Below are 13,234 nucleotides of genomic sequence, written 5' to 3' on the forward strand. Positions count from 1 at the left end.
TTGATAATTCTTTTTATTCGAAAAAGATGAAATTTTTAGATTTTGTTCTATTGATTGATGGTGAAAGGGGCGAATACATGACCACGCTGCTTGAAGTGCAGAACTTAAAAACCTATTTTTTTAGAAAAAAAGAAGCGATACCTGCTGTAGATGGCGTTGATTTCAGTATCAACAAAGGAGAAACTGTCGCATTAGTCGGTGAGTCTGGATCTGGTAAAAGCATTACGTCCTTATCCATTATGGGCTTGATTAACGGCACTGGTGGAAAAATTATGGACGGTTCCATCAAGCTAGATGGCAAGGATCTCGTTACATATGGTGAAAAGGAATTATGCAGCATTCGTGGTAATGACGTATCGATGATCTTTCAGGAACCCATGACCTCACTTAATCCCGTCCTAACCATCGGGGAACAAATAACAGAAATCCTCATCTATCACAAAAAACTTTCAAAAAAAGAAGCGACGAAAAAAGCGATTGACCTGCTGAAGCTTGTTGGTTTTTCCAGACCGGAACAAATCATCAAAGATTACCCGCACCGTTTATCAGGCGGCATGCGGCAAAGAGTGATGATTGCCATTGCGCTAAGCTGTGATCCGAAGCTCCTCATTGCAGATGAACCGACAACTGCCCTAGATGTTACGATTCAAGCCCAGGTGCTCACATTGATGAAAGATTTATGCACGACATTTGGTACATCGATTCTCCTCATCACTCATGATCTAGGTGTCGTGTCTGAAGTGGCAGATCGAGTCATTGTCATGTACTGCGGACAGGTTGTTGAAAATGGGACCGTCGAAGAATTATTTGATCAGCCGCTGCATCCTTACACAGAAGGGCTGCTTGAATCGATTCCTGTCATTGACGGAGACATACAGCCGCTAACAGCAATAAAAGGGAATGTCCCTGCACCAGATCAGCTTCCAGCCGGCTGCCGCTTTGCTCCTAGATGCCCGCAAGTGAAGGAGCGCTGCCTAGGTGAACTGCCTAAGCTGAGGACTTTTGAAAATGGCAGAAGCGTCAGATGCTTCTTATATGAGGAGGCAGACCAAACATGACCCTTGCTCAAAATCAACCACATGCAACAGATCTAATAGAGAAAGAAACCATACTTGAACTGAAACAAATCAAAAAACATTTTCCGATTAAAGCAGGCGTCTTTCAGAAGAAAGTCGGTGCAGTCAAAGCTGTTGACGGCATAGATTTGAAGATTTATAAAGGTGAAACGTTAGGGATAGTGGGGGAATCAGGATGCGGTAAATCAACATTAGGCCGGACCATGATTCGTTTATATGAACCAACTGACGGTCAAATCCTTTTTAAAGGGCAAGATATCTCCCGTGTATCAGAATTAAAGCTAAGACAATCAACACGAAAAAACATCCAAATGGTTTTTCAAGATCCCTTTGCATCACTCAACCCTAGAAAAACACTTCGAAGCATCATCAAAGAACCCTACAAAACACACCACTTATATTCCTTAAAAGAAAGAAATGAAAAAGTAGAACAGCTTTTATCAAAGGTGGGTCTTCATCCAAGCTTTGCAAATCGCTATCCCCACGAATTTTCTGGCGGGCAGAGGCAGAGAATCGGCATCGCTCGTGCGCTTGCCATGAATCCCGAAATGATCATCGCAGATGAGCCGGTCTCAGCACTCGATGTATCCATTCAGGCGCAGGTGATTAACCTGATGGAGGAGCTTCAGGAGGAATTTGACCTGACCTATCTATTTATCTCTCACGACTTAAGTGTGGTCAGGCACATTAGTGATCGAGTCGGCGTGATGTATCTCGGCAAAATGATGGAGCTTGCTGATAAGCACAGCCTGTACGATGAACCGCTCCATCCATATACACAGGCATTGCTTTCTTCTGTCCCTGTTACCCGTAAAAAAGGTCAGATCAAAAGAGAACGGATCGTGCTTCAAGGCGATCTGCCAAGTCCTGCAAATCCGCCAAAAGGGTGCGTATTTCACACAAGATGCCCGCATGCGAAACAAATCTGTAAAGAAACAATACCAGCATTTCAAGAATTAAAACCAAACCACTTCGTTGCCTGTCACCTCTACGACACTTAATCGGCTTGCATGATTTCATCTTTGAGAGGGGGGATGAAGCGGCATCTGTCGTCATTTCTAAAAAAGGATAGGGGGAATTGTATATGAAAGGTAGAAATAGAAAATCCATATTGATTAGTTTACTGCTGATCTTCACGCTCATGCTTGCGGCTTGCTCTAGTGGAAATAAAACCTCTGGAGACAGTGAAAAGAAATCCACCGGTAAACCTGTACAGGGCGGAGATCTTGTTATCGGTTCTATTGCAGAACCAACATTATTTAATTCGTTGTATTCAACAGATGTGGCTAGCTCTGATATTGAAGAAAGAATCTACAGCTTTTTACTTCAAACTGATGGAAAGCTGAACCCTCAGCTATCACTCGCAGAAGATATTAAAGAATCTGATGACGGGAAGCAGTTTGATGTGACCATTAAAAAAGGCGTAAAGTTTCATGATGGAGAAGAATTGACAGCTGATGATGTTGTGTTTACATACAGCATTCCGATCAATAAGGACTACAACGGGGAGCGCGGATCAGGCTTTGAAGTATTAGATTCTGTTAAAAAGACAGGAGATTACTCAATCGAATTCAAGCTAAATAAAAAAGATCCTTATTTCTATAATGTCACACTAGGAAGCTATGGCATTTTGCCTAAGCATATTTTAGGTGATGTGCCTGTAAAGGATCTCGGTGAAAATGAATTTAACCGAAAAAAACCAATTGGTTCAGGTCCATTTAAATTTGCCGAGTGGAAAGAAGGCGACTACGTGAAATTAGAAGCCTTTGACGATTATTGGGATGGACGTCCATATCTTGATACCGTCACGATTAAAACCATTCCTGATCAGAACGCAGCAATTGCCCAGCTTTCAGCAGGTGATATTGATTTCTTTGCTGTACCGGGAGCAGAGCTGCAAACGGCTGAAAAAGTCAACAACATTAAAATTGAATCTGATCTAGGGCTCAATTATTCATACATTGGCTGGAACCAGAAAAATGATCTGTTTAAAAGTAAAAAGGTCCGTCAAGCGCTGACACATGCCATTGATCGTCAAACGATTGTTGATCAAGTGTTAGATGGAGACGGCAAAGTAGCCAACATTCCAGAAAGTCCGCTGTCATGGAACTATCCGAAGAATGAAAGTGTTCCAGTATTTGAGTTTGATCAAGAAAAAGCGAAAAAGATGCTGAAAGAAGAGGGTTGGGAGGATACAGATGGAGATGGCTATCTTGATAAGGACGGTAAAAAATTCTCCTTTGTCATAAAGACCAACCAAGGAAACAAAGTCCGTGAAGATATTGCTGTCGTTGTCCAGCAGCAGCTCAAAGAAATTGGTGTGGAAGCGAAGCCGCAAATTGTGGAATTCAGTGCACTCATTGAGCAGACGACACCGCCTAAGTGGGATTATGATGCGCTGCTGCTCGGCTGGAGCCTTGCCACATTCCCTGATCAATTCAGCATCTTCCACTCAAGCCAGTCAGAAAAAGGCTTGAATAACATCTGGTATAAAAATAAAGAGGTCGATAAGCTGTTAGTAGATGCCAAGAATTTAAGCGATCGAAAAGAATATTCAAAGGCATATGAAAAAATTTATGAATTGATCGCAGAAGATCAGCCATATACGTTCCTTTATTATGCCAACTCACATCGCGCGATGCCATCTAATCTCCAAGGCTACTCTTACCACCCGAAAGATGAGTATTACAAAATCGAGAAATGGTGGATTGAACAGTAGGCTGCTAGTGAAAAAGGGGAGGGTTCTCCCCTTTCAGCGTGAAGACACCAAAAAAGACAGAGGGCTAAAATAAAGACCATTTTAGCCCTTTTTCATCACAGTATGGCGATCCGATGAAAAAGGAGTTGTGCATATGGTTACATATATCATTAGAAGGACACTGCTTTCCATTCCCATCTTATTTGGGATTACCATTTTGTCCTTCGCCATTATGAAAGCAGCACCAGGCGATCCGATGTCACTTATGATGGACCCAACCATTAGTGCGGCAGACCGGGAAGCTTTTATTGATAAGTACGGCTTGAACGACCCTGAATATATGCAGTATATGAAATGGCTTGGCAATATGCTTCAAGGTGACTTTGGCACCTCTATTGTTAAAAAGGGAACGCCTGTGGCTGATTTGATTTTTGCCCGGCTGCCAAATACCCTCATCCTCATGATCTTTTCTACATTAGTTGCCCTGATCATCGCCATCCCATTCGGTGTTCTTTCAGCAAAACGTCCATATACAAAGCTAGACTATGGCATTACATTTACATCTTTTATCGGACTGGCTATTCCGAACTTTTGGTTTGGACTCATTCTAATAATGGTTTTATCTGTGAATTTAGGATGGTTCCCGACAGGCGGCGTCTCTACCTTAAACGCCGATTTTAATGTATTTGACCGGCTTCATCACATCATTTTACCAGCCTTTGTTTTAGCAACCGCTGATATGGCAGGGCTCACCCGGTACACAAGGTCGAGTATGCTTGATGTCATGAGGCAGGATTACATTCGAACCGCAAGAGCGAAAGGCTTTCGAGAAAACAAAGTCATTTTCAAGCACGGGTTAAGAAACGGTCTTATGCCTGTCATTACAATTTTTGGATTGATGATACCATCCTTTATTGGTGGTGCAGTCGTGGTGGAACAAATTTTCACTTGGCCAGGGCTTGGAAAGCTGTTCATTGATTCTGCCTTTTCGAGAGATTATCCGGTCATTATGGCGATGACTGTTATTTCCGCAGTGCTCGTGGTGGTTGGAAATTTAATTGCGGATATTCTCTATGCGATCGTTGATCCGCGTATTGAATATTAGAAGGGAGCTGAAGCACAATTGGCACAGCCTAATATGGGAACACCTCCTGTTGATCTCAAATTAAAGGAGGGTCTTCCGCCAAAGCCAGAGACGATGCTGCGTTTATTTTGCGAGAAATTTTTCAAAAATAAATTGGCGGTTGCCGGCTCCGTGATCTTATTGGTCATTATCTTTTCAGCCATTTTCGCTCCTGTGATTGCCCCTTACGCACCAGAGCAGCAAGATTTATTAAAACGGCTCCAGCCGCCAAGTGTTGAGCATTTGATGGGAACTGACAAGTTTGGCAGAGATATTTTCTCAAGGGTGCTTTATGGCGCGAGGGTGTCTTTGTTAGTCGGTTTCGTTTCGGTGGTCGGTGCGATTACCATTGGCACTGTGGTCGGAGCGGTAGCGGGGTATTTCAAAGGATTTGTTGATTCCTTGTTAATGAGATTTGTGGATGTCGTGTTGTCGATTCCCGACATTTTTCTCTTGATCACGCTCGTTACTATTTTCAAACCGGGCATTGATAAATTGATTTTAATCTTTGCTTTGACCGGATGGACCACAACCGCGAGACTGATCCGTAGTGAATTTTTATCACTGCGAACAAGAGAATTCGTACTCGCAGCAAGAACCATTGGAACGAAAAACCATGTCATCATCTTTTCGCATATTTTACCGAACTGTATCGGTCCTATTATTGTGTCAGCTACATTAAAAGTCGGTTCCGTCATTTTAGCCGAATCAACGCTGAGCTATCTAGGGTTTGGCATACAGCCGCCAACAGCGAGCTGGGGCAACATGCTGCAAGATGCACAAAACTTCTCGATTATGGTGCAAGCGTGGTGGTATCCGCTCTTCCCAGGTTTACTGATATTGCTGACCGTTTTATGCTTTAATTTCTTAGGAGATGGGCTGAGAGATGCGCTTGATCCTAAAAAGTTAAAGTAATGCCTCATTTTTATGACAAGATGAAAGGGACTCTGCGGCACCCTTTCTTTTCTTTATGTCATAAAGAAAAGCATGCCATCATTCACTCCGCTTGAAGTTTAATAAAGTTGGAATAATTTCTCTATCCCTTGCCCATACTGTGGACAACAGTTTTTATAAAGTGAGGGATTGGTTATGTTATTTCTTCATGACGTATGGGTGAATTGGTTTGAAGGGGAAGAAAATGGCTACAATGTGTGTCATTTTCATGAGTGGCGCAAGGAGGACAGTGTGGAGCTGTTAGATCAAGTACCTTTACTCAAGGTGCAGAGTCCTTTGTATGATTACATAGAGAATGATCTTTCAGAACTGCCGAAGACGCTGCTAGAATCTGTTTTTGAGAAATCATATATTCGAAAAAATCATGAACGGCGTAAATTAGAATATTGCTTTGTGGTGACAGACGGCATACGAATTATTGCTGTGGATACGATTGGGTATTCCATTCCTGTGAGGAAAAGCCGCTTAATCCCAAGGCAGGAGCAATTGGTGTATGAAATGGTGAAGGATGTGAAGGCTGAGGAATATGAATTCTCGCAGGACAGTCTTGAGTCGGCGAAGGAGTATCACATTTTGTCTTTGCCGCCGCAGCACATCAGCGGATTAACGAGAAAAGAAAGACAGCTGAAGCAGCTAATGTTTATGGCGCTTGATCAATTAAAAGGTCTTCAAAACAGGGCGGAGATTGCGTATTGGTATACGGAATGGAATCCGCGCATGTACAATCAAATCAAACGAATGTCATTCGAAGAGATTTGGAACATGCTTTACAATGAAACCATTGATGGATGGTCAGAGAATCATTTAGCATTTTGTGAAAAAATGATTAAGGGACAGCCGTTTTTTGAAAAGCTTTGGGAAATGGAAAACGAATCAAAGGTGAATTAGAAAAAGCTTGCAGCGTGATGTGCTGCAAGCTTTTTTATTTGCGCTTTCTACCTAGACCCATTGCATTCTCCATTTTTTTCAGCATTTTGTTTGCTGCGCGGTTTGCTTTTTCAGCACCTTCGTCAAGAATGCGGTCAAGCTCGTCTGACTCAATGAGTTCATAGTATCGATCTTGAATTGGTTTTAAAGCATCAACAACGACGTTCGCAAGATCTCCCTTAAACTCACCATACCCTTTGCCCTCATACTTTTGCTCAAGCTCTGCAATCGATATGTTACCTAATACAGAGTAAATCGTCAGCAAGTTGGCGATACCAGGCTTGTTTTCTTTGTCGTACTTAACGATGCCTTCTGAATCAGTGACAGCACTTTTGATTTTCTTTTCAAGCTGCTTTGGTTCATCTAATAAGGTAATGAAGGATTTTTGGTTCGGATCGGATTTGCTCATCTTTTTCACCGGATCTGCTAAAGACATAATCCGAGCGCCTTCTTTTGGAATCTTCACTTCAGGTACGGTGAAGATGTCATTGTATTTGCGGTTAAAACGTTCAGCAAGCGTTCTAGTCAATTCAAGATGCTGCTTTTGATCTTCTCCGACAGGGACTAAATCAGTACCATATAATAAGATATCGCCAGCCATTAATGGGGGATACGTTAATAGTCCTGAAACAACCGCTTCCTTACCAGCGGATTTGTCCTTAAATTGGGTCATTCTTTCTAATTCCCCAATATAAGCAACACATTGCAGCATCCATCCTGCCTGGGCGTGAGCAGGTACCTCTGATTGGATAAACAATGTCGCCTTTTCTGGATCAAGTCCAACTGCTAAATAAAGAGCTGCTAAGCTTCTAATATTTTGGCGAAGGGCTAGCCTGTCCTGACTCACCGTAATCGCATGCTGGTCGACTACACAAAAATAGCCGTGATAATCATGCTGCAAATCGACAAATTGCTTCATCGCTCCAATATAGTTCCCCAATGTGACCGAACCACTCGGCTGAATGCCTGAAAAAATTGTCTTCTTTGTCATACTAAAACCTCTTTTCTTCAATATAAAAAGGCCCACCCGTCACTTTTCAACAGAAAAGGGACGAATGAACCGTGGTACCACCCTTGTTATTTCACATGGAAATCACTCAAGACGTTGATATCGGAGACTGCTCCGTCTAAGCCTACTTACTTTCAAAAGTGTTCGGTTAGCTGCTCCAAAGCCCATTCCATACATGCCATTATCTGCTCGCACCGGCCGCAGACTCTCTGTAAATGGTGAATATATGTACTCTTCTTTTTCATCGCAACAGTATGTCTATCTATTATAAAGGATGACCATAAAAAAGTCACGAAGCCCTCATGTGACCTTCTCAGCATGTCGTTTGACACTTAAAATTTTAGATAAAATACCAATTATCTGTCAGAATTTTTTAAAAAAGGATGATTAATTATATGTATAAAACATTATTCCTGCTGAATTTGTTAAATTATTTTAATCAATTTCCGCTTTAATTTGTTGAAGTGATTGAGACTTTAGTTTATAAAAATCCCTCTTTATCCCCATTTACGTTTTTTAAAAATATATGAAATTGATATTGCGATAAATTATTCTATTCATTATAATTAATTTGTTCACACGTTTGTGCTAGGCTCTTTACATAGTGAAAATTCAGAAAAAACAAAAGAAATAGAAAGTAAGCTATTTAGGGACTTTTTTACGCTATTTCTTAAATCTGAATCTCATCTTCTATCGAGACCTTTGAACTAAAACATATTATAAGGGGGAATACAGTTGAAAAAGCGTTGGTCTGTAGTTACTTTAATGCTTATTTTCACACTTGTATTAAGCGCTTGTGGTTTCAGCGGAAACAAATCAGGCGACAGCACGAGCAGTTCTGGAGAGGCTAAAACAACACTAAATGTGAATATCTCCACTGAGCCTTTTTCTCTACATCCGGGATTGGCAAATGATTCAACTTCAGGAAGTGTCATCCGTCAGACTTTTGAGGGATTAACAAGAATTAACGCCGAAGGTAAGCCAGAAAATGCAATGGCTTCTGATATCAAAACAAGTGCTGATGGTAAAACATACACATTCACACTTCGTGATGCGAAATGGTCTAATGGTGACCCTGTCACAGCTAAAGATTTCGAATATGCTTGGAAATGGGCATTAGATCCTAAAAATGAATCTCAATATGCTTACCAGCTTTACTATATTAAAGGTGCTGAAGCAGCGAACAAAGGGAAAGCGAAAGTTGCTGATGTTGGTATTAAAGCAAAAGATGACAAAACGCTTGTAGTTGAGCTAGAGAACCCAACACCGTTCTTTACTGAACTAACTGCATTCTATACGTATATGCCAGTCAACAAAAAAGTGGCTGAAAAGAATAAAAACTGGTTCACAAATGCTGGTGAAAACTACGTATCTAACGGGCCATTTGTTCTTTCTCAATGGAAACATGGCGGTTCTATCACGCTTGAAAAGAACAATGAATACTGGGATAAAGATACTGTGAAATTGAAAAAGATTAACATGTCTATGATCAAAGACACAAACACTGAGCTTAGCATGTTCAAAAAAGGCGAGCTTGACTGGGCTGGTTCACCAACTGGAAGCCTTCCAACTGAGTCTTTAAAAACATTGAAAAAAGAAGGCGGTCTTAAAATCCAAACGATCGCTGGTATTTATAACTACAAATTCAACACAGAAGTAAAACCTTTAAACAATGCTAACATCCGTAAGGCCCTTGCATACTCAATCAACCGTCAAGCGATCGTTGACAAAATTACGCAAGGTGAACAAGTTCCAGCTATGGCAATCGTTCCACCAACAATGGAAGGATTCACTGATAACAAAACTGGCTACTTTAAAGATCACGATGTAGATACTGCTAAAAAACTTCTTGAAAAAGGTGCGAAAGAATTAGGTTATAAGTCTGTTTCTGATCTTCCAGCATTGAAACTTTCTTACAACACAGATGAAGGCCACCAAAAGATTGCACAAGCAATTCAAGAAATGTGGAAAAAAGATTTAGGTGTGAAAGTTGAACTTGATAACTCTGAGTGGAACGTATACATCGACAAAATCCACAGCGGAGATTACCAAATCGGACGTATGGGCTGGTTAGGTGACTTCAACGATCCAGTGAACTTCCTTGAGCTTTACAAAGATAAAGACGGTGGAAACAACGACACTGGATGGGAAAGCAAAGAGTACAAACAATTGTTGAATGATTCTGCGAAAGAAACAGATAAAACGAAGCGTGAAGAAATGCTGAAAAAAGCAGAAGAAATCATCATCAACGATATGCCTATAGCACCAATTTACTTCTACACTCAGCTTTGGGTACAAGATCCAAAACTTAAAGGTGTCGTCGTATCTGGACTAGGTGATGTTCAATACAAATGGGCACATTTCGAAAAGTAAGAGTTATAATGTAAGAGATCTACGGCAAGGATCTTAAGGTATATGGAGGATGTCTCTCCATATACCTTTCTTGCTGATTAGAGAAAATGTTGTAAAATCATGGAGGTGCAATTCCGTTGCTTAAATATATCGGTAAGCGATTAATATATATTTTAATCACACTGTTTGTTATTGTAACTGCAACTTTCTTTCTCATGCAGGCAGCACCGGGTGGTCCATTCTCTGGTGAGAAGAAACTTCCTGCTGAAATTGAAGCAAACCTAAACGAGCACTACGGGTTGGACAAGCCCTTATTTGTTCAATATGTAAGCTACTTAGGTTCAGTTGCAAAATTAGATTTTGGTCCCTCATTTAAATATAAAGGACAAACTGTAAATGACTTAATCAGTTCTGGATTCCCCGTTTCCTTTACCCTCGGAATTGAGGCAATTCTCCTCGCATTAGCATTTGGTGTATTGTTTGGGGTCCTTGCAGCGCTCTATCATAACAAGTGGCAAGACTATACGATTGCCATTTTAACGATCTTTGGAATTTCAGTTCCAAGTTTCATTTTAGCTGCGCTACTACAATATGTATTTGCATCTGAGGCAAGCGTTATAGCGATTTTCCCAGTTGCAGGATGGGAGTCTTGGGCCAGCACCGTACTACCTTCTATTGCACTTTCCTTCATGCCTATGGCATTTATCGCTAGACTTGCACGGTCAAGTATGCTTGAAGTGCTAAACAGTGACTACATTAGAACGGCTAGAGCGAAAGGATTAACGAAATCAGCTGTGACGATCAAACACGCGATTCGAAACGCATTGTTACCTGTCATTACTTACATGGGACCAATGGCTGCTTCAGTTTTAACAGGTAGTTTTGTCGTGGAGAAGATTTTCGGTATTCCTGGATTAGGCTCTCACTTTGTCACAAGTATTACAAACCGTGATTACACCGTCATCATGGGTGTCACAGTCTTCTACAGTATTATTCTATTAATCAGTATTCTAGTCGTTGACGTCCTTTACGGTATTATCGATCCTAGAATTAAACTGACGAAGGCGAAGAAAGGGGTCTAACACATGGAAGAGATGAGAAAAGATTTATTTGTTCCTGCGACAGCTGACGCAGCAGAATCCGAAAAAATTTCTAAACCTAGTCTATCTTTATGGAAGGATGCTATGCTTCGCTTCCGTGCAAATAAACTTGCGATGGTAGGACTTACAATTATTTTTATTGTTGTGATGCTGGCGATCTTCGTTCCGGTGTTTTCTAAATATGATTACTCTACGACAGATTTGCTTAATGCAGATCAGCCGCCTTCAAAAGAGCACTGGTTTGGTACAGATGATTTAGGACGTGACATGTTTGTCCGTACATGGGTCGGGGCAAGAATTTCGATCTTCATTGGTCTTGCTGCTGCGGTACTTGACGTGATCATCGGGATTATCTGGGGAAGTATTGCTGCATTCAAAGGCGGCCGTACAGATGAAGTGATGATGCGTATTGCTGACGTTTTATGGGCAATTCCAACACTACTAATGGTCATCTTAATGATGGTTGTTCTGCCAAAAGGATTATTAACGATTATCCTCGCCATGACAGTCGTAGGCTGGATAAACATGGCACGTATCGTTCGGGGACAGGTTTTACAATTGAAGAGTCAAGAGTACGTTCTTGCCGCACAAACATTAGGTGCGAAAACATCTAGACTTTTATTTAAACACTTGATTCCAAACTCAATGGGACCAATTCTTGTGACCATGACATTAACCATTCCTTCTGCTATTTTCACAGAGGCATTCTTAAGCTATCTAGGACTTGGTGTACCTCAGCCATTAGCGAGCTGGGGAACAATGGCGTCTGACGGAATTCCAGCCATGACGTACTACCCGTGGAGATTATGGTTCCCAGCCGCATTTATCTGTATTACAATGTTTGGTTTTAACGTGGTTGGAGACGGACTAAGAGACGCTTTAGATCCGAAGTTGCGTAAATAAGGAGTGATTAGGATGGAACGTGAACGTATTCTAGAGGTGAAAGACCTTGCAATCTCATTTAAAACATATGGTGGAGAGGTTCAAGCCATTCGTGGTGTGAACTTCCACTTAAATAAAGGCGAGACACTTGCTATTGTAGGTGAATCTGGCTCTGGTAAAAGTGTGACATCACAGGCCATCATGAGATTAATTCCGATGCCGCCGGGTTATTTCAAGCGCGGACAGATCCTGTTTGATGGGCAAGATATTGTCAAGAAAACTGAAAAACAAATGCAAAACATTCGAGGAAAAGACATCTCAATGATCTTCCAAGATCCGATGACTTCCTTGAACCCAACGATGAAGGTCGGGAAACAAATTACAGAAGTGCTGTTCAAGCACGAACAAATTTCAAAAGAAGCGGCTGAAAAAAGAGCCATTGAATTACTGGAGCTTGTTGGAATTGCAATGCCTGAAAAAAGAATCAAACAATACCCACACGAATTTAGTGGCGGGATGAGACAAAGGGTTGTTATTGCGATGGCACTCGCAGCAGATCCAAAGCTATTGATTGCCGATGAGCCGACAACAGCTCTAGATGTAACAATTCAGGCGCAAATTTTAGAATTAATGAAAGAAATTCAGCAAAAGGTTGAAACGTCAATTATCTTTATTACGCATGATCTAGGTGTTGTCGCCAACGTCGCTGATCGTGTAGCTGTTATGTATGCAGGTCAAATTGTGGAGACAGGAACTGTTGATGAAATTTTCTACAATCCACAACATCCGTATACATGGGGACTATTGGCATCAATGCCAAGCCTAGACACAGATGGCGGAGCTGAAGGAAAGCTGACTGCGATCCCAGGAACACCGCCAGATCTGACAAACCCGCCGAAAGGAGATGCATTTGCACTCCGAAGCGATTATGCAATGAAAATTGACTTTGAACAAGAACCGCCAATGTTCAAAGTATCAGATACGCATTATGTGAAATCATGGCTACTTCATCCAAATGCACCTAAAGTTGAACCGCCTGCTGCTGTAAAGGCGAGAATGCGTGAACTAGAAGGTAGCTACGAAAAACCTGTATTAGTAAAAGAGGGTGAATAG

Annotated in this window: 11 protein-coding genes and 1 other annotated feature; of the genes, 10 read left to right on the top strand and 1 reads right to left on the bottom strand. The window is 41.4% G+C overall.

The window, feature by feature from the left end; all coding sequences use genetic code 11:
- Positions 1–77: 77 nt before the first annotated feature.
- The 6 genes from CKW02_RS05665 to CKW02_RS05690 all read left to right on the top strand — a co-directional run bounded on the left by CKW02_RS05665 (position 78) and on the right by CKW02_RS05690 (position 6,739).
- A complete protein-coding gene (locus CKW02_RS05665) occupies positions 78–1,058 on the top strand; it encodes an ABC transporter ATP-binding protein (RefSeq protein ID WP_034620002.1) in 981 nt (326 codons plus the stop codon).
- On the top strand, positions 1,055–2,077 hold the full coding sequence (locus CKW02_RS05670) for an ABC transporter ATP-binding protein (RefSeq protein ID WP_003211839.1): 1,023 nt from the start codon (positions 1,055–1,057) through the stop codon (positions 2,075–2,077). Before CKW02_RS05665 ends, CKW02_RS05670 begins: the two co-directional genes overlap by 4 nt.
- Positions 2,078–2,160: 83 nt before the next feature.
- A complete protein-coding gene (locus CKW02_RS05675; protein ID WP_003212520.1) occupies positions 2,161–3,795 on the top strand; it encodes a peptide-binding protein in 1,635 nt (544 codons plus the stop codon).
- A 133-nt stretch (positions 3,796–3,928) separates the two neighbouring features.
- Entirely contained in the window at positions 3,929–4,879 is a 951-nt protein-coding gene (locus tag CKW02_RS05680; protein WP_003212329.1) for an ABC transporter permease, read from the top strand.
- A 33-nt stretch (positions 4,880–4,912) separates the two neighbouring features.
- Entirely contained in the window at positions 4,913–5,812 is a 900-nt protein-coding gene (gene opp4C, locus CKW02_RS05685) for an oligopeptide ABC transporter permease (RefSeq protein ID WP_003212337.1), read from the top strand.
- A 174-nt stretch (positions 5,813–5,986) separates the two neighbouring features.
- On the top strand, positions 5,987–6,739 hold the full coding sequence (locus CKW02_RS05690) for a YjbA family protein (protein ID WP_003212191.1): 753 nt from the start codon (positions 5,987–5,989) through the stop codon (positions 6,737–6,739).
- Between the two features lie 34 nt (positions 6,740–6,773).
- On the opposite strand, the gene trpS is transcribed toward CKW02_RS05690, so the two are convergent.
- A complete protein-coding gene (gene trpS / locus CKW02_RS05695; RefSeq protein ID WP_003212181.1) occupies positions 6,774–7,769 on the bottom strand; it encodes a tryptophan--tRNA ligase in 996 nt (331 codons plus the stop codon).
- A gap of 53 nt (positions 7,770–7,822) precedes the next feature.
- Positions 7,823–8,041 (bottom strand) — a binding site (T-box leader).
- Between the two features lie 481 nt (positions 8,042–8,522).
- On the opposite strand from trpS, the gene CKW02_RS05700 reads away from it, so the two are divergent.
- The 4 genes from CKW02_RS05700 (at position 8,523) to CKW02_RS05715 (ending at position 13,234) form a co-directional block, all read left to right on the top strand.
- Positions 8,523–10,160, top strand: coding sequence for a peptide ABC transporter substrate-binding protein (locus CKW02_RS05700; RefSeq protein ID WP_003211080.1), 1,638 nt, complete (start codon positions 8,523–8,525; stop codon positions 10,158–10,160).
- 116 nt (positions 10,161–10,276) lie between these two features.
- Positions 10,277–11,221 (top strand): ABC transporter permease, encoded by a 945-nt coding sequence (locus tag CKW02_RS05705; RefSeq protein WP_044139932.1) that lies wholly within the window; start codon positions 10,277–10,279, stop codon positions 11,219–11,221.
- A gap of 3 nt (positions 11,222–11,224) precedes the next feature.
- The gene (locus CKW02_RS05710; protein WP_003211545.1) at positions 11,225–12,142 is read left to right on the top strand and encodes an ABC transporter permease; all 918 of its coding nucleotides are present in this window, start codon (positions 11,225–11,227) and stop codon (positions 12,140–12,142) included.
- 12 nt (positions 12,143–12,154) lie between these two features.
- Positions 12,155–13,234, top strand: a complete 1,080-nt coding sequence (locus CKW02_RS05715; protein WP_003211577.1) for an ABC transporter ATP-binding protein — start codon at positions 12,155–12,157, stop codon at positions 13,232–13,234.

The sequence above is a fragment of the Bacillus pumilus genome (genome assembly GCF_900186955.1).
Taxonomy (GTDB): Bacteria; Bacillota; Bacilli; order Bacillales; family Bacillaceae; genus Bacillus; species Bacillus pumilus.

Excerpts from the sequence above, each read along its gene's own strand:
- CKW02_RS05710 (WP_003211545.1), top strand. The coding sequence starts at position 11,225 with ATGGAAGAGATGAGAAAAGATTTATTTGTTCCTGCGACAGCTGACGCA.
- trpS (WP_003212181.1), bottom strand. The coding sequence starts at position 7,769 with ATGACAAAGAAGACAATTTTTTCAGGCATTCAGCCGAGTGGTTCGGTC.
- CKW02_RS05675 (WP_003212520.1), top strand. The coding sequence starts at position 2,161 with ATGAAAGGTAGAAATAGAAAATCCATATTGATTAGTTTACTGCTGATC.
- CKW02_RS05690 (WP_003212191.1), top strand. The coding sequence starts at position 5,987 with ATGTTATTTCTTCATGACGTATGGGTGAATTGGTTTGAAGGGGAAGAA.
- opp4C (WP_003212337.1), top strand. The coding sequence starts at position 4,913 with ATGGGAACACCTCCTGTTGATCTCAAATTAAAGGAGGGTCTTCCGCCA.
- CKW02_RS05715 (WP_003211577.1), top strand. The coding sequence starts at position 12,155 with ATGGAACGTGAACGTATTCTAGAGGTGAAAGACCTTGCAATCTCATTT.
- CKW02_RS05670 (WP_003211839.1), top strand. The coding sequence starts at position 1,055 with ATGACCCTTGCTCAAAATCAACCACATGCAACAGATCTAATAGAGAAA.
- CKW02_RS05680 (WP_003212329.1), top strand. The coding sequence starts at position 3,929 with ATGGTTACATATATCATTAGAAGGACACTGCTTTCCATTCCCATCTTA.
- CKW02_RS05665 (WP_034620002.1), top strand. The coding sequence starts at position 78 with ATGACCACGCTGCTTGAAGTGCAGAACTTAAAAACCTATTTTTTTAGA.